Here is a 21,845-nt window from a genome sequence, read left to right as displayed (position 1 = left end):
GTGTCTGTGGGTGCGTGTGGGCTGATGTCCGGTGCGAGGTTTTTACGTCGGCGGGTCAGGCGCCGGCGATCTCGAGTTCGGCCTCGACCGCCGCCTCGAGTCGTTCGCGGAGCTCGGGAACCGCGATCTTGGCGATGATCTCGCCGAAGAATCCGCGGATGACCAGCCGTCGGGCCTGATCCTCGGGGATACCTCTGGCCTGCAGATAGAACAGTTGCTCGTCGTCGAATCGGCCGGTGGCACTGGCGTGTCCGGCGCCGACGATCTCGCCGGTCTCGATCTCCAGGTTCGGTACCGAGTCGGCGCGTGCGCCGTCGGTGAGCACCAGGTTGCGGTTGAGCTCGAAGGTGTCGGTGCCCTCGGCCTCGGGGCGAATCAGCACGTCGCCGATCCACACGGTGTGCGCCTCGCGCGCACGATCGGTCGCATCGCCTTGCAGCGCACCCTTGTACACGACATTGGAGCGGCAATTGGGCTGGCTGTGATCGACGAGCAGGCGCTGTTCGAGGTGCTGGCCGGCGTCGGCGAAGTACAGACCCCACAATTCGACGTCACCGCCGGGTGCGTCGTAGTGCACCACCGGGGACAGACGAACGAGGTTGCCGCCCAGACTGATCGCGAAATGACGAACCGTGGCGTCCCGTCCCACCCGCAGGTGGTGGGCGGCCACGTGCACGGCGTCGTCGGCCCAGTCGTGGACGTTGACGACGGTCAGTGCGGCGGAGTCGCCGACGACGAACTCGACGTTCTCCGCATACGTTCCGCCACCCTTCTGATCGAGGACGATGACGGCACGCGCGAACGGTTCGAGCCGAATCTGCAGGTGCCCGAACGCCGTCTGGCCCTCGCCGGGTCCGGTGACCTCGATGGTGACCGGCTCGCCGAGCTCGACCTCTCGCCCGACCGTCACCACGGTCGCCTGGGTGAATGACGAATACGCTTGCGCGGCAATGCGATCGAACGGTACGCCGCCCTGGCCGAGACGTTCGTCGTCGCGCCCGACGGTGTCGACGGTGACCCCGTCGCCCGCGCCGCCGACCGTCACGGTCGCCTCCGCGGTGCGCTCGGCGGTGCCGTCATGCAGACCGCGGAGGCGACGGAACGGGGTGAACCGCCACGCCTCCTCGCGCGGGCTGGGTACCTCGAAGGCGTTGACGTCGAACGACGTGAACTGCTCGCCTTTGTTGACCGGTCCGGCGGAAACCACCGGCAATGTCGGATCGGCCATCAGCCGACGGCTCCTTCCATCTGGAGTTCGATGAGACGGTTCAGTTCGAGCGCGTACTCCATCGGGAGTTCCTTGGCGATCGGCTCGACGAAGCCCCGGACCACCATCGCCATCGCCTCGTCCTCGGTCAGTCCGCGACTCATCAGGTAGAACAGCTGATCGTCGCTGACCTTCGACACGGTGGCCTCGTGGCCCATGGTGACGTCGTCCTCGCGGATGTCGACATACGGATAGGTGTCGCTGCGCGAAATGGTATCGACAAGCAACGCATCGCATTTCACCGTCGACCGGCTGCCGTGCGCGCCGTTGTTGATCTTGATCAGACCACGGTAGGAGGCGCGGCCACCGCCCCGCGCGACCGACTTGGAGACGATGTTGCTCGAGGTGTTGGGCGCAAGATGCACCATCTTGGAGCCGGTGTCCTGATGCTGTCCCTCGCCGGCGAACGCGACCGAGAGCACCTCACCCTTGGCGTGCTCACCGGTGAGCCACACGGCCGGGTACTTCATCGTCACCTTGGACCCGATGTTGCCGTCGATCCACTCCATGGTGGCGCCGGCCTCGGCCTTGGCGCGCTTGGTGACCAGGTTGTAGACGTTGTTCGACCAGTTCTGGATGGTCGTGTAGCGGCAGCGACCACCCTTCTTGACGATGATCTCGACGACCGCGGAGTGCAGCGAGTCGGTCTTGTAGATCGGTGCGGTGCACCCCTCGACGTAGTGCACGTACGCACCCTCGTCGACGATGATCAACGTCCGCTCGAACTGGCCCATGTTCTCGGTGTTGATCCGGAAGTAGGCCTGCAGCGGGATGTCGACGTGCACGCCCGGCGGGACATAGATGAACGAGCCGCCCGACCACACCGCGGTGTTCAGCGCGGAGAACTTGTTGTCACCCGCCGGGATGACCGATCCGAAGTACTCCTGGAAGATCTCCGGATGCTCCTTGAGACCGGTGTCGGTGTCGAGGAAGATGACGCCCTGCGCCTCGAGATCCTCGCGGATCTGGTGATAGACCACCTCGGACTCGTACTGCGCGGCCACACCGGCGACGAGCCGCTGCTTCTCCGCCTCGGGGATACCGAGCTTGTCGTAGGTGTTCTTGATGTCCTCGGGCAGTTCCTCCCACGAGGTGGCCTGCTTCTCGGTCGAACGCACGAAGTACTTGATGTTGTCGAAGTCGATGCCGTCGAGTTCGGCACCCCAGTGCGGCATCGGCTTGCGATCGAAGATCTTGAGCGCCTTGAGACGCTGATCGAGCATCCACTGCGGCTCGGACTTCTTGCCCGAGATGTCGGCGACGACCGCCGGGGACAGGCCGCGCTGGGCGCTGGCGCCCGCGACGTCGGAGTCGGCCCAGCCGTAGCCGTACGTGCCCAACGACGCGATGGTCTCTTCCTGCGTGAGCGGCGCCGCCTTGCCGACCGGGGTGGACTCGCCGGCGGTGGTGACCGTGGGATCGGTGACTGTCATCGCGAAGCCTTTCGACTCTGGGGGTGTCGAGCGGATGCGGGCTGTGCATCACTCGTCGGGGTCGTGCTGTGCTGATGTTCTTCGGGATCCGGCTGACGCTCTTCGGGATCCGACCGTGCGGTGGCATCCGGGGGTGGATCGGGATGCGGGAGCGGAACGTGGGTGGTGCACGCGCAGTCACCGTTGGCGATGGTCGCCAGTCGCTGCACGTGCGTGCCGAGCAACTCAGTGAATACCGCGGTCTCCGCTTCGCACAACTCGGGGAACTCGGTGGCCACATGCGCCACCGGGCAGTGGTGCTGACAGATCTGCATGCCTGCGCCGACCTGCCGAGTGTTCGCCGAGTATCCGGCACTGGTCAGCGCCTCGGCGATCTCGGTGACGGTCCCGGCAACCGTGGACGGATCGGTCGCGGGATCGATGCCGTCGACGATGCGTTCCACCCGTTCGCGGGCGAAGTCCGCGACTGCATCGGAACCGCCGAGGTCACGCAGCTTGCGCATCGCCGCGCCGGCGAGATCGTCGTAGGCGTGGCGGAGCTTGCCCCGGCCGACCGCGGTCAGCTGGAACCACTTCGCCGGACGTCCTCGACCGCCTCGCTGGCCGAACGCCGGGGATGCTTCCTCGACATCGCCCGCCGCGGTGAGCGCGTCGAGATGACGACGGATTCCGGCGGCGCTGATCCCGAGCCGGTCGGCGATCTCCCCTGCCGTCAACGGACCGTCCTCCACGAGCAGGGAGATGACCGCAGCCCGCGTCTGCCCATCGGCGTGGACACCATGATGGGCGGCGTCGGGCATGGTCTCGCCCCACACAACATCACCGCGCATGGTTTTCACAACACGAGTGTGACGTAATTGATTCCCTCGTGCCAGCAAGGGTGCCCTTAGCCCTGCCCCCCTGTAGCCCTGCCCCCACCTGCCGTACCCGACGAGATCACGGCCGCCACCTCGTCGGCGGCGGTACGGTCACCCACTACAGTCGTCGTGTGTCGGAATCACCCGCGTCAGAGGCCTCGGTACTGCGCCGAACCCTGGACTACGTCGGGTTGGGCGCACCTGCGCGGCGGGCCCGGCGCGATCCCGACCGTCGCGGCGACTACGGCGTCACCGTGGCCAAACTGCACGACCCCGAGCACGAGGTCGGTCCCCTCGACGCCGCCGAGAACCGCCGGCTGCTGCGCATCAAATTGTTCGGTGCCACCGGCACGATCCTGATGCTCGTCGGGTCGTTGGGCACCGGACAGATCCCGGTGCTTCAGAACCCGGTGGCCGGTATGCGTGTGCTGTCGCTGCCGTCGCGGATGTGGAGCACCGCGCTGACGCTGTCGATCGGCGGGACCATCATGCTCGTTGTCGCATGGCTGCTGATCGGGCGGTTCGCGGTCGGACGCTTCAGCGTCGAGGTCCTCCACGGCCGCAGTCCGGCGCGCCGGATGACCCGTCAGCAGGCCGATCGCACCCTTCTGCTGTGGATCGCGCCGATCATCGTCGCGCCGCCCCTGCTCAGCAAGGACATCTACTCCTATCTCGCGCAGTCGGCGATCGCCTATCGCGGAATGGACCCCTACACGGTCAGTCCGCTGCACGGACTCGGTGTGGGCAACGTCCTCACCAGGTCGGTACCCAACCTCTGGCGTGACACGCCTGCGCCGTACGGTCCGTTCTTCATCTGGATCGGCAAGGGCATCACCGCGGTGACCGGCGACAACATCACCGCGGCCATCTTCCTGCACCGCCTGGTGGCGTTGGTCGGGCTGGCGTTGATCGTGTGGGCGCTGCCCCGGATGGCGCGGCGGTGCGGGGTCTCGCCGGTGGCCGCATTGTGGTTGGGGGCGATGAACCCGCTGGTCATCCTGCATCTGGTGGGTGGCATCCACAACGAGGCACTCATGCTCGGGCTCATGCTGGTCGGCATCGAGTTGTGCTTCCGCGCGATCTACGGTGCGCAGCGGCTCCGCACGCCGGGATCGTGGCGGCCGACCGGTGCCGGGTGGCTGTTGCTCGCCGGAGCCGCAGTGATCGCGACCAGCTCACTGGTGAAGTTCACCTCCGTCCTCGCGCTCGGGTTCGTGGGGATCGCGTTGGCCCAACGGTGGGGTGCATGCCTGCCCGCGCTGCGTGGGGCACCGATTCGACAGTGGTGGGCGAGGTCACGCACCACGGTGTGGGCGCTGGCTGCCTCCGCGGGCCTGCTCGGCGCCGTGCTCGCGGTCGTGATGGTGGTCATCTGCGTGGGCACCGGCCTCGGCTTCGGTTGGACCTCGACACTGTCCACCGGCGCTGTCGTCCGCTCGTGGATGTCGATGCCGACGTTGCTGTCGGTGTCTGCCGGGCGGGTCGGGGTCTTCCTCGGTCTCGGCGACCAAACCCAGGCGATCCTCGACGTCGTCCGGCCGCTGGGCCAGGTCATCGCCGCGGTCTTCGTGGTCCGCTGGATGCTCGCGACGTTGGCCGGGCGCCTGCACCCGCTGGGAGCGTTGGGTGTGTCGATGGCGACGGTCGTCGTCTTCTTCCCCTTCGTCCAGGCCTGGTATTTGCTCTGGGCGGTCATCCCGCTCGCGGCCTGGGCGACCCGACCGTGGTTCCGTATCGCGACCATCACCGTCTCGGCCATCATCGCGATCGTCGTCATGCCCACCAGCTCCAACACCAGCGGCGTGGTCCTCGCCCAGGGGCTGCTGGCCGGTGTGATCATGGTCGCGGTGATGACGGCACTGTTCTTCGAGGACTGGCCTCGGTGGCGTCCGCGACGGCGCTGGTCGAAGCGCCCGACCCCCGAACACACCGACACCGCGGCGTGATCGGTGGTGTTCACGCCGACGCGAGCGCACGCGGTTGACGGTTTTTTACCTGTGCGCACGAAGGCATAGTCTGACCAGTGTGCGCAGCGCGACCTCCTCGCCGTCGAGCGACGATCCGATGACGGATCGTCACCTCGACGGCCCGTCCCCCGAAGCGCGGACCGTCACCGGTGTCGACGCCCCCGCCCTTCAGGTGTGCGGACTGGTCAAGCGCTTCGGCGACCGGACCGCCGTCGACGGCCTCGATCTCGAACTCCCCGCGGGATCGATCCTCGCCCTCCTCGGCCCCAACGGCGCTGGCAAGACCACCACGGTCGAGATCTGTGAGGGCTTCCTGACCCCCGATGCAGGAACGGTCACCGTCCTCGGCCTCGATCCCCGGCACGACAACGACGCGCTACGTCGACGCGTCGGCGTGATGCTGCAGGGCGGCGGCGCCTACCCCGGCGCGCGTGCCGAAGAGATGCTGCGACTGTGCGCGTCGTACTGCGCCGACCCGATTGATCCGGACTGGCTGCTCGACGCTCTGGGTTTGCGTGATGCCGCCCGCACACCGTTTCGCCGTCTGTCCGGTGGCCAGCAGCAGCGCTTGTCGTTGGCGTGCGCCATCGTCGGGCGCCCCGAACTGGTGTTCCTCGACGAGCCCACCGCAGGGCTCGACGCGCACGCCCGACTGGTCGTGTGGGAGATCATCGACCGCCTGCGCGGCGACGGGGTGTCGGTGCTCTTGACCACCCACCTGATGGACGAGGCCGAGCACCTCGCCGATCACGTCGTCATCATCGACAGCGGTCGTGTGGTCGCAGCCGGTACACCCGCCGATCTCACCAGCCGCGGCGCCGAGAACGAGCTGCGGTTCAGCGCTCCGCGCGGACTCGACCTGACGTTGCTGACGCTGGCGTTACCCGAGGGTTACGCGTGTTCTGAGACCGCGCCCGGCAGCTATCTGGTGGTCGGGTCGATGACCCCGCAGGTGCTGGCGACGGTGACCGCGTGGTGCGCGAAGATCAACGTACTGGCGACCGATTTGAGGGTGGAGACACGCAGTCTCGAAGACGTGTTCCTGGATCTGACCGGCAGGGCCCTGCGATGACCGACTCGACAACCGTGGGATCCGCCGCGGGCCCGGTGCGTTTCCCGCCGGGCACCTTCACCCCACGTGGCGGGGCGGCGCCACTCGTGGCGATGCTCGCGGCGCAGACCCGTCTCGAACTGCGGCTGCTGCTGCGCAACGGCGAACAACTCCTGCTCACCATGTTCATCCCGATCACGCTGCTGATCGGATTGTGCCTGCTACCCCTCGACACCGACCTCGGATCGAGTACCGCCGAACGCGCGGCAACCTTCGTCCCGGCGATCATGACCGTCGCAGTGATGTCGACGGCGTTCACCGGGCAGGCCATCGCCGTCGGCTTCGACCGACGCTACGGAGCACTCAAACGCCTTGGGGCAACGCCGATTCCACGGTGGGGCATCATCGTCGGCAAGTCGCTGGCGGTGGTGGCCGTAGTGGTGTTGCAGTCGGTGATCATCGGCGCCATCGGCGCCGGCTTCGGCTGGCGTCCCGGTCTCGGCGGCCTGGCGATCGGTGCACTCGTGATCGCCCTGGGCACCGCCGCCTTCTCGGCGATGGGCCTCCTGCTGGGCGGAACACTGAAGGCCGAGGTCGTGCTCGCTCTCGCAAATCTGCTGTGGTTCGCGATGGTCGGCGTCGGCAGCGTCGTCGTCATGCAGTCACGGATCCCCGACGCCGTGTGGTGGGTGGCCCGATGTGTGCCCTCCGGTGCGCTCACCGAAGCCCTCGAGCAGGCCACGCACGGCAGTGTCGACGTCGTCGGCGTTGTGGTGCTGCTGGCGTGGGCGGCGGTCACCGGCGCCCTCGCGGTCAGGTGGTTCCGATTCGAGTGAGATCGCCCCACCTGCCCACTCCCCCGACAGCTCTCACGATTGCGGGACCCCGATGACGACTTCAGAGAAGACCCCCGCGGCCGCCGACCGGCCCGCGCCCGTCGCGACCACGCGCTCGGGCCTGGCCCGTGTCCCCGGCTTCGGTCGCCCGACGATCCGTTTCGTCCATCGCTGGGCGATCGCTCTGCTGGTCGCGAACGTGGGCATCGTCGTCACCGGCGGCGCCGTCCGGCTGACCGGCTCCGGATTGGGGTGTCCCACCTGGCCGCAGTGCACCGACGGTTCGTTCGTCCCACACGAGGCGATGGGCTATCACGCGGCCATCGAATTCGGTAACCGCATGCTCACGTGGGTGCTCACCATCATCGCGATTGCCGCGGTCGTCGCGGTGTGGCGTCAGGCGTCTTCGCAGCGCCGCAACCGTGTCCTGGTGGTCCTGCTCGCGCTGGGCATTCCCTTTCAGGGTGTCGTCGGCGGCATCACCGTACTGACCGACCTGAACCCATGGGTGGTCTCACTGCACTTCTTGCTGTCGATGCTGTTGGTGTCGGGAGCCACGGTGCTCGTGTTCCGCACGAGTCCGTATCCACGGGAATCCGCGGTGACGGGCATCGCCGCACGCGTCGGCCTGATCATGGCGTGGCTCGTGTACGCGGTCACGTGGATCGCGATCTATCTCGGCACCGTCGTCACCGGCTCCGGTCCGCACGCCGGCGACGTCCATGCCCACCGCAACGGCCTGACGCCATCGCAGACGACGCAGCTACACGCCGACTCGGTCTTCGTCCTCATCGGTTTGGCAATCGCGGTTGTGGTCATCACGCGGGTCATGCGGATGCCGCAATCCCGGGCGGCCCTCACCTACGCGGGGCTGCTGGTCCTGCAGGGGATCATCGGCATGGTGCAGTACTTCACCGACCTGCCCATCCTGCTGGTGCTGCTGCACATGCTGGGCAGCGGGCTGCTGCTGATCGGAGCCACCTGGCTGGTGCTGTGGTTCCGGTTGTCGGACAGCCCATCTGGAGACCCGGTACCCCTCACCTGAGGGCACTGGAGCCCACGCGACCTCACCGCGCCAGCCAGCGCCGAATGTGCCCGACGAGTTCCTCTGTGCGTTCCAGAGGTGCAAGGTGCCCGACGCCGTCGAGCAGCGTGACGACGACATCGCCGGGCAACGCGTCTCGAAGGCGGCCGGCCTGTTCGACCGGCAACCACGGATCGTTCACTCCCCAGCCGATCTCGACCCGACATGTGACGTCCGCCAGTCGCGCACAGATCGGTTCGGTGTGGTCCTCCGACAGCTGCGCGACCTGTCGATAGAACGCAGCTTGGTCCACCTCACCGAGCCACGGTTCGACCAGCCCGCGCACTGTGTCGTGTGGCAGATCGACGACGGCGGCACCGGCGATGTAGCGATGCACGAGCGCCTCGTGCAGATCCGCGGGAAGTTGTTGGAAAACCTCGGCGTGCCTGCCCACCAGCGCGAAGAACGCAGAGCCCCATGGGCGCAGCGTCACCGCGTCGAGCAGGTAGACACCGCTCATCGCGACTCCGTCGAACAGGTGCGCGCCGAGCGCGACCGCCCCACCGATGTCGTGCGCGAGTACATGGGGGCGGACTGGGTTCCAGATACGCACGAGTTCGGCGAAGCGTTGCCGTTGCGCGATCAGATCAACCGGCACCTCCGGACCCTTGGTCGACCGACCGTAGCCGGGCATGTCCCACAGGAAGACACGATGGCGCTCGGCCAATCGCCGGGCCACCGGTAACCACACCCCCGCCGACCACGGAGTACCGTGCGTGCACACCACATCGGGGCCTTTCCGCCGGCCCCGAGGGGGCTCGAGGACATAGGTCGCGATGGCGGCGCCGTCGATCTCGACGATGGCGGGCGTGGGCAATGCATCGGCTTTGAAAGGCATCCCCGAACCGTAGGACCTCAGGTCGACCTGAGGTCAAGGCATGATGTGGTGATGCGCATCGCCGAAGCGGCCGCACTGGTCGGCGTCGAAGTACATGTCCTGCGTCACTGGGATGACATGGGCGTCGTCGTGCCCGACCGCACCCTGGCCGGGCATCGCGAGTACAGCGCCGAGCACGTGAGCCGTCTACACGTACTGCGCGCGTGCCAGCACGTCGGAATGACCTTGCGAGAAATACGCGTTGTACTCGATCGCAACGCAGCCGAGCGCCGCCAGATCATCGATCGACGGATCGACGAGATCCGGGTGCAGCGCCGTCGATTGGCGGACGCGGAGTCGTTTCTCGTCCATGTCGTGGAATGTCGGCACGACCTGTTGACCCGGTGCCCGGAGTGCAGCGTCTTCGCCGGGTCGGACCCGGTCGAGCCCGAGGAAGCCGGCTGAGTCCCCGGTCACCTCGGCTTCCAGTCCCGGGATACCGACTCAGAGAATGGCCCGGTTACGCGGCTTGGGAAAGTGCTTCTGTCCGGCGACCCAGCCGGCCATCTTGCGATAGTGCGACGGCTCGACCGTGGTCGATGACGTCAGGTCGCGGTCCCACTCGGCGGTCTCGACGCCGGCCACCGCTTCCACGACTGCGGTGGCGGTCGCGAGGTCGGCGACCACGCGATCGCCGAGGATGCCACCCTGTTCGCCGACGAGAGTGATCCGCACGCCAGCCGCGCCGATCGGCTGCAAGACGGCCTTGGCCGACCCGCCTTCCCGGCTGACGAACTTCTCGATCGAGGACACCACGTCTCGCGGTACCGACACGGTCGGGGCGTCGGTGGAGGTCTCGGAGTTCTCGGCTGCGGGCTGCTCGCTCATGGTCATCGAGCATACCGAGGTGGGGCCGCCGGGTAGACACGCGCCACCATCGCTCTCAACATGTGCCGCCGCCCGAAACTTGGCAGAGTCACTGCCATGAACGCCTCCGCCACGACCCCGCCGGCCCCAGACGAGCGCGAAAAGCTGACCTGGGAGATGAACGGCCGGGCATGCCGCGACCTCGCCCAGCAGATCGCCGACGACGGCTTCGTCCCCGACATCATCCTGGGCATCGCCCGCGGTGGTCTCATCCCGGCCGGCGCGATCGCCTATGCGCTCGACTGCAAGCTGATGATCTCGCTGAACGTGGCCTTCTACACCGGCATCGGCGAGACCCTGGCCGAACCGGTGATGCTGCCGTCACTGTTGGAGAGCAGTGGACTGCACGATCAGAAGGTGCTCGTCGTCGACGACGTCGCCGACTCCGGCAAGACCCTCGCCCTCGTCGACGACTTCTGCGAACATCAGGGCCGCGTCGCCGAGGTCCGCAACGCGGTGATCTACCAGAAGCCGCACACGATCACCACGCCCGACTACTGCTGGCGCACCACCGCCAAGTGGATCGATTTCCCGTGGTCGGTGGAACCCCCGGTCACCGGAGCCGCCGAGAAACCGTGATGATTCCGACGTCTCGGCCGGGGTGTAGAAACGACTCATGCGCGCAATTCAGGTCACTCGACACGGCGGTCCGGATGTCTTGAGCTATGGGACGGTCGACGACCCGATCCCCGCGCCCGACGAGGTTCTCGTTCGCGTCACCGCCGTCGGCGTCAACTTCATCGACACCTACCTGCGCCGAGGCTTGTACCCCTCACATCCGCCGTACGTGCCCGGCACCGAGGGCGCCGGCGAGATCGTGGCGGTCGGCTCGGAGGTCTCCGATCTCGATGTCGGCACCCGTGTCTGCTGGTGCGACGCCCCGGCCAGCTACGGCGAGCTCGTGGCGGTCCGTGCCGCTCGCGCGGTGCCGATCCCCGACGGTGTCTCCGACGAGGTCGCCGGGAGTTCGTTGTTGCGTGGGCTGACTGCGCACTATCTGCTCGACGGCAGCGCGCACCCCGCCGAGGGCGACGCGATCCTGCTGCACGCCGGTGCCGGTGGTGTCGGGCTGATCCTCACCCAGTTGGCCAAGCGCAAGGGTCTGCGGGTGATCACGACGGTGTCCTCGGACGAGAAGGCCGAACTGTCGGCCGCGGCCGGCGCCGACCACGTGCTCCGCTACGGCGACGACCTCGTCGAGCAGGTGCGAGGTCTCACCGACGGTGCCGGAGTGCGGGTCACCTATGACGGGGTGGGTGCCGACACCTTCGACCAGTCGGTGGCATCGACCGGCATTCGCGGATTCGTGGTGCTCTTCGGCGCGGCCAGCGGCCCGGTGCCACCATTTGATCTGCAGCGTCTCAACAGCGCGGGCTCGTTGTCGGTGACCCGACCGACCCTGGCGCATTTCATCGCCGATCCCGACGAATTGGCATGGCGCGCATCGGAGTATCTCGGAGCACTCGCCGACGGCGTCGAGGCGCGGGTCGGACAGCGGTACCGTCTCGCCGACGCCGAACAGGCACATGCCGACCTCGAGGGCCGGCGTACCACCGGGACGTCGGTTCTCGTGCCGAACTGACGAAGAGGTACCTCGGCGCCCTAGAAGACGTGCGTGAGGACCGGCAGGTTCACGACGGCGTCGATCGCCAGTCCGCAGAACAGGATCGCCAGGTACTCGTTGGACTGCAGGAAGATCTTGAGCGGCGTCACCTCGGCGCCCTGCCGGGTGTCGCGATAGAGCTTGTGGACCCGGCTGAGGAACCAGGCGCCGGCCAGCACCGCGACCGCCGCGTAGATCCAGCTGGCCGCCGGGATCAATGCCAGTGACGCCAGCACCGTGGCCCAGGTGTAGAAGAGCATCTGTCGGGTCACGTGCTCGTCGGAGGCGATCACCGGGAGCATCGGCACCCCGGCGGCCTTGTAGTCCTCGCGATACCGCATGGCCAGCGCCCAGGTGTGCGGCGGCGTCCAGAAGAAGATGACGAGGAAGAGCACCACCGGCTGCCAACTCAGGGTTCCGGTCACCGCTGCCCAGCCGACCAGGGTCGGCATGCAGCCCGCGGCCCCACCCCACACGACGTTCTGCCAGGTACGTCGCTTGAGGATCATCGTGTAGACGCCGACGTAGAAGCCGATGGTCGCGGTCACCAACAGGGCGCTGAGCAGGTTCGCGGCGAAGAACAGCACCAGGAACGACGCCACCCACAACACGATCCCGAAGATCAGCGCACTGCGGGTGGCGACGGCCTTGCGGGCCAGCGGCCGGCGCGCGGTGCGCCGCATCTTCTTGTCGATGTCGGCGTCGGCGACCATGTTCAACGTGTTCGCGCTGCCGGCTCCGAGCCAGCCGCCGAGCAGGGTGAACAGAATGACCGCGATGTCGACGTGGCCACGGTTGGCCTGCAGCATGACCGGGATCGTGGCGACGAGGAGCAGTTCGATGACGCGCGGCTTGGTGAGCGCGATGTAGGCCAGGACGGTGGCCCGGATGCGCTGCGGCCACGTCGCGCCGGTTTCCTCGACAACGCCATCCGTCGGCTCTGCGACGCCGGACTCACGGGACTGGGTGTGCCGAGCGGAGGTGGATCCGCCGGGAGCGGTGCCTTCTCCGCTCACACGTTCCCCAATCCTCACGTCCACTCCTACCTGCCCGAAGGACGCGCTCAGGGCAGTTGACCGGCTCTCGAACAGCGCGCCACGGCTACTACACAGCATGGTAGACGCTGCCCCACCCGATCGAAGAATTGCATGCGTCCACCAGGCCGCGGGCCCGACGACGCGCCGCGTTGCGCGCCGCAGACAAGGTTGCCGGGCATCGGCGGGCGGTGGCCGATTACTCTGGGAGCAGTGAGGCCCCTCCGACGTCCACCACACGTGACGGCTCGCGTTCCGTCCGGCGTGGCGTCGACCCTCGAATCCCCGCTGCTCGAATCCCCGCTGCGGCGAGCGCACGCACCCCGATAGGTACAGGAGACTGCAGAACAGTGGCAGACACAGACGAGATCCGCGAACTCACCACTGCGGCCCATCCCGAGTGGTGGACCGAGGTCGATTCGCGCGCGGTGGACACCGTTCGGGTCCTGGCCGCGGATGCGGTCCAGAAGTGTGGCAGTGGCCATCCGGGCACTGCGATGAGCCTGGCCCCGTTGGCCTACCTGCTGTATCAGCGGGTGATGCGCCACGATCCGACCGACACCCATTGGGTCGGTCGTGACCGGTTCGTGTTGTCGTGCGGGCATTCCAGCCTCACCCAATACATCCAGCTCTATCTCGGTGGCTTCGGACTGGAGTTGTCCGACATCGAGGACCTGCGCACCTGGGGATCGAAGACCCCCGGTCACCCGGAGCTGCATCACACACGTGGCGTGGAGATCACCACCGGTCCACTCGGGCAGGGACTGGCCTCGGCGGTCGGTATGGCCTACGCCGCACGCTACGAGCGTGGCCTGTTCGATCCGGACGCCGCGGCCGGCGCCAGCCCGTTCGACCACCACATCTACGTGATCGCCTCCGACGGTGACATCGAGGAGGGCGTCACCTCCGAGGCGTCGTCGCTGGCCGGCGCGCAGGAACTCGGCAACCTGATCGTCTTCTACGACAAGAATCACATCTCGATCGAGGACGACACCCAGATCGCGCTGACCGAGGACACCGCCGCCCGCTACGAGGCCTACGGGTGGCATGTGCAGCATGTCTCCGGCGGCGAGAACGTCACCGCGATCGAAGCCGCGATCGAAGCCGCGAAGCAGGTCACCGACAAACCGTCGCTGATCGTGCTGCGCACCATCATCGGGTACCCCGCCCCGGACAAGATGAACACCGGCGCGATCCACGGATCGGCGCTGGGCGCCGACGAGGTCGCCGCCACCAAGAAGGTCCTCGGCTTCGATCCCGACAAGAACTTCGAGGTGTCCGAGGAGGTCATCGCCCATACCCGCGCGCTCACCGAGCGTGGCGCCGCCGCCCACGCGCAGTGGCAGAAGGGCTTCGACGCCTGGGCCGCGGCCAACCCGGACCGCAAGGCACTCTTCGACCGCCTGTGGTCGCATGAACTCCCCGACGGCTGGACCGACGTGCTGCCGAGCTGGGAGCCGGGCAGCAAAGCACTGGCCACCCGCGCCGCCTCGGGCAATGTGCTCTCCGCACTCGGACCGATCCTGCCCGAATTGTGGGGTGGCTCCGCCGATCTCGCGGGCTCGAACAACACCACCATGGACGACGTCGACTCGTTCGGGCCGTCGTCGATCAGCACCAAGACCTGGACGGCCAACCCCTACGGCCGCACCCTGCATTTCGGTATCCGCGAACACGCCATGGGCTCGATCCTGTCCGGGATCGTCTTGCACGGTCCCACCCGCGCCTACGGCGGTACCTTCCTGCAGTTCGCCGACTACATGCGGCCCGCGGTCCGGCTGGCGTCACTGATGGCGATCGACCCGATCTACGTCTGGACCCACGACTCGATCGGCCTCGGCGAGGACGGCCCGACCCACCAGCCGGTCGAGCACCTCGCGGCGCTGCGCACCATCCCGAACCTCGATGTGGTCCGTCCGGCCGATGCCAACGAGACCGCCCACGCCTGGCGCCACCTGCTCACCCGGCGTGACCATCCGGTCGGCCTGTGCCTGACCCGTCAGGGTGTGCCGGTCCTCGAGGGCACCTCGTACGAGGGTGTCGCGGCCGGTGCGTACGTGTTGTCGGAGGCCGACGGCGAGCCGCAGGTCGTGCTGATCGGCACCGGCTCCGAGGTCCAGCTCGCCGTGGAGGCACAGAAGACCTTGGCCGACAAGGGTATCCGCGCACGTGTGGTGTCCATGCCGTGCTTCGAGTGGTTCTTCGAGCAGGACGCGGAATACCGCAATTCGGTGCTTCCGCCGTCGGTGCCGCGCGTCTCCGTCGAGGCCGGCATCGCCATGCCGTGGTATCAGGTCGTCGGCGATACCGGGGAGATCATCTCCCTCGAGCACTTCGGTGCCTCGGCCGACTACAAGGTGCTCTACGAGAAATTCGGCATCACCGCCGACGCCGTGGCCACCGCCGCGCAGCGCGTCGTCGGCTCCTGACCCCACGCCCGAACGCCTTCCACCACAACCGAACACACCGAGATCGCGGGCCCCACAAGGACACCACGCGATGCACGCAAGGAGAGAACCGTGACCCAGAACGCCAAGCTCGCCGAATTGTCCGCCGCCGGTGTATCGGTGTGGCTGGATGACCTGTCCCGTGACCTGATCTCCTCGGGAGGTCTGCAGGAGTTCATCGACACCCGCTCGGTGGTCGGGGTGACCACCAACCCGTCGATCTTCCAGGCCGCACTGTCGAAGGGCAACGCCTACGACGAGCAGGTCAACGAGCTCGCCGCCCGTGGCGCCGACGTCGATGCCACCATCCGCACCGTCACCACCGACGACGTCCGCAATGCGTGTGACGTCCTCGCACCGGTGTTCACCGAGTCCCGCAGTGTCGACGGTCGGGTGTCGATCGAGGTCGACCCCCGACTCGCCCACGACACCGACAAGACAGTCGCGCAAGCCATCGAACTGTGGAAGATCGTCGACCGCCCGAACCTGCTGATCAAGATTCCCGCCACCAAGGCCGGGCTGCCGGCGATCACCCGGGTACTCGCCGAGGGCATCAGCGTCAACGTGACCCTGATCTTCTCCGTCGAGCGCTACCAGGGCGTGATGGACGCCTACCTGTCGGGCATCGAGGCCGCCGCGCAAGCCGGCCACGATATCTCGACGATCCACTCGGTCGCCTCGTTCTTCGTCTCCCGCGTGGACACCGAGATCGACAAGCGTCTCGACGCCATCGGTACACCCGAGGCGACCGCGTTGAAGGGCAAGGCGGCGCTGGCCAACGCCCGGTTGGCCTACGCCGCGTACCAGGAAATCTTCGAGGTCGAGTCACGCTTCCACGGTTTGGTCGACAAGGGCGCCAATCCGCAACGGCCGCTGTGGGCCTCGACCGGGACCAAGAACGCCGACTACCCCGACACCCTCTACGTCAGCGAGCTCGTCGCGCCGAACACCGTCAACACCATGCCGGGTAAGACGATGGAAGCCTTCGCCGACCACGGCTGGGTCAACACCGACTCGATCATCGGTACCTCGGCAGCCTCACAGGAGGTCTTCGACAAGATCGCCGGCCTCGGAGTCGACCTCGACGACGTCTTCGTCGTCCTCGAGGACGAAGGCGTCAGCAAGTTCGAGGAAGCCTGGAACGAATTGCTCGCAGCCACCGCCGAGCAACTCGACGCCGCGAAGAAGGCCTGAACACGTGCCTACCGGCGGTCCCACGAAATGGCGTAACCCACTTCGGGATCCGCGTGACAAGCGGCTACCGCGCATCGCCGGCCCGTGCAGTCTGATCATCTTCGGCGTGACCGGTGATCTCGCGCGCAAGAAGTTGATGCCCGCGGTCTACGACCTGGCCAATCGCGGTTTGCTGCCACCGTCGTTCGCTCTCGTCGGCTTCGCCCGGCGTGATTGGGACGACGAGGATTTCGCCACGGTGGTGCACGACGCGGTCCGTCAGCATGCGCGCACCGGGTTCCGCGAGGAGGTGTGGGAGCGACTGGCCGAGGGATTCCGCTTCGTGCAGGGGTCGTTCGACGACGACGAGGCGTTCGCGCGACTCAAGTCGACGCTGGCCGATCTCGACAACAAGCGCGGGACGGACGGCAATCATGCGTTCTACCTGTCGATTCCGCCGAAGGCCTTCCCGACGGTGTGCGAGCAGTTGCAGCGCAGCGGTCTGGCCGAGGAACGTGATGACCACTGGCGTCGGGTGGTCATCGAGAAACCGTTCGGCCACGATCTGCAGTCGGCGAAAGACCTCAACGGCATTGTGAACGCCGTCTTCCCGGAGTCGTCGGTGTTCCGCATCGACCACTATCTGGGTAAGGAGACGGTCCAGAACATCCTCGCGCTGCGGTTCGCCAATCAGCTGTTCGATCCGCTGTGGAGTTCTCACTACGTCGACCACGTCCAGATCACCATGGCCGAGGACATCGGACTCGGTGGACGCGCCGGCTACTACGACGGGATCGGCGCGGCCCGCGACGTCATCCAGAACCACCTGCTGCAGCTGATGGCACTGGTGGCGATGGAGGAGCCGATCTCCTTCGAGCCCAAGCAATTACAGGCCGAGAAGATCAAGGTACTGTCGGCGACCCGCAACATCTTGCCGATCGAGGAGAACACCGCCCGCGGTCAATACGGCCCGGGCTGGCAGGGTAGCGAGAAGGTCCCGGGACTCAAGGACGAGGAGGGATTTGCGGCCGACTCGACCACCGAGACCTATGCGGCGATCGCCCTCGAGGTCGACTCGCGGCGCTGGGCCGGTGTGCCGTTCTATCTGCGGACCGGAAAGCGGTTGGGGCGCCGGGTGACCGAGATCGCCTTGGTCTTCAAACGGGCGCCGCACCTACCGTTCGACAAGACCATGACCGAGGAGCTGTCGCAGAATGCACTGGTGATCCGGGTGCAGCCCGACGAGGGCATCACACTGCGTTTCGGGTCCAAGGTGCCGGCGTCGAGCATGGAGGTCCGCGACGTCAACATGGACTTCAGCTACGGAACGGCCTTCACCGAGGCATCACCGGAAGCCTACGAACGCCTCATCCTCGACGTGCTGCTCGGTGAGCCGTCGTTGTTCCCGGTGAACGACGAAGTCGAATTGGCTTGGGAGATCCTCGATCCCGTCCTCGAGAACTGGGCGGAGTCGGGTAAGCCCGACACCTACGAAGCCGGGACGTGGGGCCCGAAGTCGGCTGACGACATGATGGCCCGGACCGGCCGCGCATGGCGCCGACCGTGACGACCGATGTGAGAGGACCCCGATGATCATCGAGATGCCCGAGACCTCGACCAACGACGTCGCCAAGAAGATGGTCGAGATCCGCGAGTCCGGTGGCGCGATCAGCCTCGGCCGCGTGCTGACCCTCGTCGTGGTGGCCGAACACGGCGAACCCACCGAGGCCGCCGTGGAAGCGGCGATCGGCGCCAGCAGCGAACATCCCAGCCGGGTCATCGTGCTGGCGTGCGGCTCCAGAAAGGGCGCGTCGCTGCTCAACGCGCAGATCAGGGTGGGCGGTGACGCGGGCGCATCGGAGGTGGTGATCCTGTCGATGTCCGGGCCACTCGCCGATCAACCGCACAGCGTCGTGACGCCGTTCCTGCTGCCGGACTGCCCGATCGTCGTCTGGTGGCCGGGCGCGGCACCCGAGGATCCGTCCGCCGACCCGATGGGCCGGATCGGTCGACGACGCATCCTCGACGCCAGCAAGTCCACGCATCCCGAGAGTGTTCTCGAACGCAGGCTGGCGACCTACTCCCCCGGTGACTCCGATCTCGCGTGGACCCAGATCACGCATTGGCGTGCGCTGCTCGCGTCGGCGATCGATCGCCCGCCGCACACACCGATCCAGTCGGTGGTGGTCACCGGACCGGCCCAGTCCCCGGGCATCGAATTACTTGCGGGATGGCTGTATTCGGCGCTCGGCGTACCCACCACCCGGTCGATCGGAAGTTTCGAGGTCCGGCTGTTGCGTGACCACGGCGCGACGGTCCTGTCGATCGATCAGAACGGCAACGCGGTGATCTCGGTGCCCGGCAAGCCCGATGGTCGGGTCGCCATGACCAACCGTGATCTGCCCGTGTATCTCGCCGAGGAACTGCGCCGCCTCGATACCGACGAGGTCTTCGAGCAGGCACTTCGTGGCGCCGTCGAACTGAGCCAGCAAGGACAACCGGCATGACCACCGAGACACTGGTTTTCGATGACAAGCAGACTCTGGTCGACACCGCGGCGCGTCGGTTCGTCGATCTGATCGGTGCCGCTCAGCGCGCTCGTGGGGTTGCGTCGGTGGTGCTGACCGGTGGTAGCAACGGCATCGCGATTCTGGCGTCCCTCGCCGACGACAGCGGTGACATCGACTGGTCCAAGGTTGACATCTATTGGGGCGATGACCGATTCGTCCCGACCGGCGATCCGGAACGCAATTACGGGCAGGCCCGGGACGCGCTGCTCGACCATGTGCCGGTCGATCCGGCCCGGGTGCATCCGATGGCACCGTCGGACGGCGAGTTCGGCGACGACATCGAGGCCGCGGCAGCCGATTACGCCGCCACCCTGTTGGCAAACGCGGGAGCCGATGTGTCCCCGCAGTTCGATCTTCACCTGCTCGGCATGGGCGGTGAGGGCCACATCAACTCCCTGTTCCCGCACAGCGCCGCCACCGCCGAGACGCAGAAGACCGTTGTTGCCGTGGAGGACTCACCCAAACCACCGCCGCGGCGGATCACCCTCACGCTGCCGGTGGTCAACCGCAGCAAGGCGGTGTGGTTTCTCGTCGCCGGTGAGGACAAGGCCCAAGCGGTGGCCGCGGCTCACGCCCGCGCCGATCCTGCCGACTGGCCCTGCGCCGGTGCCCACGGCACCGAGGAAACCGTCTGGTTCCTCGACCACGCCGCGGCCTCCGCTCTCCCCGACGCCTGAAACCCCGTCGGGGTTGGAGCGACGTTTCCGCCATCCGATGTCCGCCCCTTCCCCGGCGGTCGAGGTGCTCGGCGACCAGGCGCCGGGCCTCGAGACTGCCTGCCACGGTGCAGGTTTCGATTCGCGGGTGATGGGAATACCTATCGGCGAGAGGGTCTCGAGGCTCGTCGCTGGCGCTCCTCGGCACCTCGACCATCGGATGGAATGGTCCGGGGTAGAACGACGGAGCATTACCTGATCGACGCTTGCCCCTTCCCCGGTGGTCGAGGTGTGAGCCGCGTGCGGCGAGCCTCGAGACCCGGCGAGATGACAAGCATCGCAACCACATCCACTACCCGCTCGACGTAATCGAGCGCCCAATCGATGAGTTGAAAATAGTTGTCCACAGATTTTGACGGCCCCATCTCCGCCGGGCCGGTTTTGTCGGTACCCCTTCGTACACTCGTTCTCATCAAGTCCGATCGCGGGAGGGGAGGTTGTTCGGATGTCGACCACATTGACGTTCACCGATCCGGATGCCGACGCTGCCGCGATCACAGCCATGTCGCGCGATGAGCTCACCGAGACCGGCCCGGACCTGCTCCGCGAGGCCCGCAAATACGAGGCCCGGACGGTGCTGGCTGCCGCTGCGTTGGCGGAGCGGGTGTTTCGTGAGCATCTGGCCGGGCGGCCCGAGACCGGTGTGTGGGGGTCGGTGGTCGAGCATGCCGAGAGACTCGGCCGGGCCGAGGTGTCGTTGCAGTTCAAGGTCTCCCGTAGCAAGGCCGGGAGTTGGGTGGCGTTGGCGGATCTGTTGGAGAAGTTCCCACTCATCCGTGCCGCCTATCTGAACGGGGAACTGTCGACGAATCGGGCTTCGATCATGGCGCGGGCCGCGCAGCGTGGCGAGAACATCGACACCACCGACACCGACACCGTCGAGGCCGGGGACAACGAGGAGATGACGTTCGAAGAGATCGTCCTGGAATACGGGTCTCGGGCGACGACCGACCCGGTGCTCTCGCAACAACTCGACGCCGCGTTGATTTCGATGAACCCCGACAGTGTGATCGAGGAACGCGACACCATCACCGATCTGGTCGGAAATGTGACCATCACCCCCGATGTTGCTGGGCACTCCGCCCTCGATGCGGTCGTCCCCGCCCACTACGGGGTGTTCCTCACAACCCAGATCAACGCCCTGATCGATGAACGGACCTGCCGTAAGGACCCGCGACGCGTCGGGCCAGTGCGGGTGATCGCACTCGGGGAGATCACCGGCGTGCCCGGAGCCCGACTCGACTGCGAATGCGGGCAGGACGACTGCACGAAAGGCAGCGATGCCGTCAACAGGGACTCGGCCGAAACACCCTCTGACGCCGAGGATGCGGCAGCGTGGGACGACCTGCTACCCGAACCTGCCGACGCCGACGCTCCCGCAGTCGAGTTGGTTGAGTTGATCGAGCCGGTCGCCGAACCCGAGATCCCCGACCCGATGAATCCACCGACGCCGGATGAGGTTCCGGTGCAGTTCGGGCGGGCCCTGGTCGTACCCGGCGCACCCGTACTGACGGTGGTCACTGACCCCGACGGTATTCTCGTACCCCGGTTGCAGGGATACGGGCCCATCGACCCCGACTACGCCACCACCCTCGCCGACGTAGCGAAAACCATCCACTACCCCGAAACCGCCCGTGCTGCGGGACCACTCATCCCGCAGATCTCCGACCGACCCCAAGCACCGCCCGCGGATCCGACCGGACACGGCGGGTTTACCGTGCCACCCCCTGGGGCATTGACCTATGCACCCAGCGCTGCCTTGCGCGCTGAGGTGCTGGCCAACGACGCCTGGTGCCGATACCCCTACTGCGGGATGCCGTCACACCTGTGCGACCTCGACCACTGGCGACCCTTCAACCACACCGACCCCGAGGCCGGAGGGTGGACGGTGCTTGGTGATCTGATCCCGTTGTGTCGGGCTGATCACCAACGCAAACACCTCGCCGAGTGGGTGCCGACTCTCCTCCTGGATCGTAAGGTGGAGTGGCGGAACCGACGGACAGGGCAGGTGATTGTCACGTATCCGCGGTGACAGGGTTCTGCTGTGGGGTGGAACCAGCTGT

Annotated in this window: 19 protein-coding genes; 13 read left to right on the top strand and 6 right to left on the bottom strand. The window is 66.9% G+C overall.

The window, feature by feature from the left end:
• Window positions 1–55: 55 nt before the first annotated feature.
• Genes sufD through P3L18_RS08850 form a run of 3 tightly spaced genes read right to left on the bottom strand, consistent with a single transcriptional unit; the run spans window position 56 to window position 3,500 of the window.
• On the bottom strand, window positions 56–1,228 hold the full coding sequence (gene sufD / locus P3L18_RS08860; RefSeq protein WP_014359955.1) for a Fe-S cluster assembly protein SufD: 1,173 nt from the start codon (window positions 1,226–1,228) through the stop codon (window positions 56–58).
• Window positions 1,228–2,700: a Fe-S cluster assembly protein SufB gene (gene sufB / locus P3L18_RS08855; protein ID WP_006370315.1), complete on the bottom strand. Its 1,473-nt coding sequence runs from the start codon at window positions 2,698–2,700 to the stop codon at window positions 1,228–1,230. The genes sufD and sufB overlap by 1 nt, the downstream gene beginning before the upstream one ends.
• Window positions 2,697–3,500 (bottom strand): metalloregulator ArsR/SmtB family transcription factor, encoded by an 804-nt coding sequence (locus P3L18_RS08850; RefSeq protein ID WP_274379701.1) that lies wholly within the window; start codon window positions 3,498–3,500, stop codon window positions 2,697–2,699. The genes sufB and P3L18_RS08850 overlap by 4 nt, the downstream gene beginning before the upstream one ends.
• Window positions 3,501–3,688: 188 nt before the next feature.
• Here P3L18_RS08850 and mptB point away from each other — a divergent pair, with 188 nt between their 5' ends.
• The 4 genes from mptB to P3L18_RS08830 all read left to right on the top strand — a co-directional run bounded on the left by mptB (window position 3,689) and on the right by P3L18_RS08830 (window position 8,456).
• Complete coding sequence (mptB, locus tag P3L18_RS08845) at window positions 3,689–5,503, top strand: polyprenol phosphomannose-dependent alpha 1,6 mannosyltransferase MptB (RefSeq protein WP_276113893.1); 1,815 nt, start codon at window positions 3,689–3,691, stop codon at window positions 5,501–5,503.
• Window positions 5,504–5,621: 118 nt separating this feature from the next.
• Window positions 5,622–6,596, top strand: coding sequence for an ABC transporter ATP-binding protein (locus tag P3L18_RS08840; protein WP_079929643.1), 975 nt, complete (start codon window positions 5,622–5,624; stop codon window positions 6,594–6,596).
• Entirely contained in the window at window positions 6,593–7,411 is an 819-nt protein-coding gene (locus tag P3L18_RS08835) for an ABC transporter permease (protein WP_006370311.1), read from the top strand. The genes P3L18_RS08840 and P3L18_RS08835 overlap by 4 nt, the downstream gene beginning before the upstream one ends.
• A gap of 52 nt (window positions 7,412–7,463) precedes the next feature.
• On the top strand, window positions 7,464–8,456 hold the full coding sequence (locus tag P3L18_RS08830; protein ID WP_006370310.1) for a COX15/CtaA family protein: 993 nt from the start codon (window positions 7,464–7,466) through the stop codon (window positions 8,454–8,456).
• A 22-nt stretch (window positions 8,457–8,478) separates the two neighbouring features.
• Here the strand turns inward: P3L18_RS08830 and P3L18_RS08825 are convergent, their stop codons facing one another.
• On the bottom strand, window positions 8,479–9,333 hold the full coding sequence (locus P3L18_RS08825; RefSeq protein WP_276113892.1) for an alpha/beta hydrolase: 855 nt from the start codon (window positions 9,331–9,333) through the stop codon (window positions 8,479–8,481).
• Between the two features lie 51 nt (window positions 9,334–9,384).
• Here P3L18_RS08825 and P3L18_RS08820 point away from each other — a divergent pair, with 51 nt between their 5' ends.
• A complete protein-coding gene (locus P3L18_RS08820) occupies window positions 9,385–9,777 on the top strand; it encodes a MerR family transcriptional regulator (protein WP_276113891.1) in 393 nt (130 codons plus the stop codon).
• 39 nt (window positions 9,778–9,816) lie between these two features.
• Here the strand turns inward: P3L18_RS08820 and P3L18_RS08815 are convergent, their stop codons facing one another.
• Window positions 9,817–10,206: a hypothetical protein gene (locus tag P3L18_RS08815; protein ID WP_014359948.1), complete on the bottom strand. Its 390-nt coding sequence runs from the start codon at window positions 10,204–10,206 to the stop codon at window positions 9,817–9,819.
• Between the two features lie 90 nt (window positions 10,207–10,296).
• Between P3L18_RS08815 and P3L18_RS08810 the strand changes: the two genes are divergently transcribed.
• On the top strand, window positions 10,297–10,818 hold the full coding sequence (locus P3L18_RS08810) for a phosphoribosyltransferase (protein ID WP_006370306.1): 522 nt from the start codon (window positions 10,297–10,299) through the stop codon (window positions 10,816–10,818).
• A 37-nt stretch (window positions 10,819–10,855) separates the two neighbouring features.
• A complete protein-coding gene (locus P3L18_RS08805; RefSeq protein ID WP_276113890.1) occupies window positions 10,856–11,821 on the top strand; it encodes a quinone oxidoreductase in 966 nt (321 codons plus the stop codon).
• A gap of 20 nt (window positions 11,822–11,841) precedes the next feature.
• Here P3L18_RS08805 and P3L18_RS08800 read toward each other — a convergent pair whose 3' ends face one another.
• Window positions 11,842–12,876 (bottom strand): heme o synthase, encoded by a 1,035-nt coding sequence (locus P3L18_RS08800; RefSeq protein WP_026920148.1) that lies wholly within the window; start codon window positions 12,874–12,876, stop codon window positions 11,842–11,844.
• Window positions 12,877–13,226: 350 nt separating this feature from the next.
• Between P3L18_RS08800 and tkt the strand changes: the two genes are divergently transcribed.
• The 6 genes from tkt (at window position 13,227) to P3L18_RS08770 (ending at window position 21,814) form a co-directional block, all read left to right on the top strand.
• Window positions 13,227–15,305 carry a transketolase gene (gene tkt, locus P3L18_RS08795; protein ID WP_276113889.1) on the top strand — a complete coding sequence of 693 codons (2,079 nt, stop codon included), beginning with the start codon at window positions 13,227–13,229 and terminating at the stop codon, window positions 15,303–15,305.
• A 90-nt stretch (window positions 15,306–15,395) separates the two neighbouring features.
• Window positions 15,396–16,517 (top strand): transaldolase, encoded by a 1,122-nt coding sequence (gene tal, locus P3L18_RS08790; RefSeq protein ID WP_079929630.1) that lies wholly within the window; start codon window positions 15,396–15,398, stop codon window positions 16,515–16,517.
• A 4-nt stretch (window positions 16,518–16,521) separates the two neighbouring features.
• A complete protein-coding gene (gene zwf, locus P3L18_RS08785; protein WP_020171405.1) occupies window positions 16,522–18,063 on the top strand; it encodes a glucose-6-phosphate dehydrogenase in 1,542 nt (513 codons plus the stop codon).
• A 22-nt stretch (window positions 18,064–18,085) separates the two neighbouring features.
• The gene (locus tag P3L18_RS08780) at window positions 18,086–19,003 is read left to right on the top strand and encodes a glucose-6-phosphate dehydrogenase assembly protein OpcA (RefSeq protein ID WP_276113888.1); all 918 of its coding nucleotides are present in this window, start codon (window positions 18,086–18,088) and stop codon (window positions 19,001–19,003) included.
• A complete protein-coding gene (pgl, locus tag P3L18_RS08775) occupies window positions 19,000–19,743 on the top strand; it encodes a 6-phosphogluconolactonase (protein ID WP_079929629.1) in 744 nt (247 codons plus the stop codon). The genes P3L18_RS08780 and pgl overlap by 4 nt, the downstream gene beginning before the upstream one ends.
• Before the next feature lie 484 nt (window positions 19,744–20,227).
• Complete coding sequence (locus P3L18_RS08770; RefSeq protein ID WP_276113887.1) at window positions 20,228–21,814, top strand: HNH endonuclease signature motif containing protein; 1,587 nt, start codon at window positions 20,228–20,230, stop codon at window positions 21,812–21,814.
• The last annotated feature ends 31 nt before the right edge of the window (window positions 21,815–21,845 follow it).

The organism is Gordonia sp. N1V (genome assembly GCF_029269935.1).
In the GTDB taxonomy this organism is placed as follows: Bacteria; Actinomycetota; Actinomycetes; order Mycobacteriales; family Mycobacteriaceae; genus Gordonia; species Gordonia polyisoprenivorans.
This window is presented reverse-complemented; position numbering and strand designations above follow the sequence as displayed.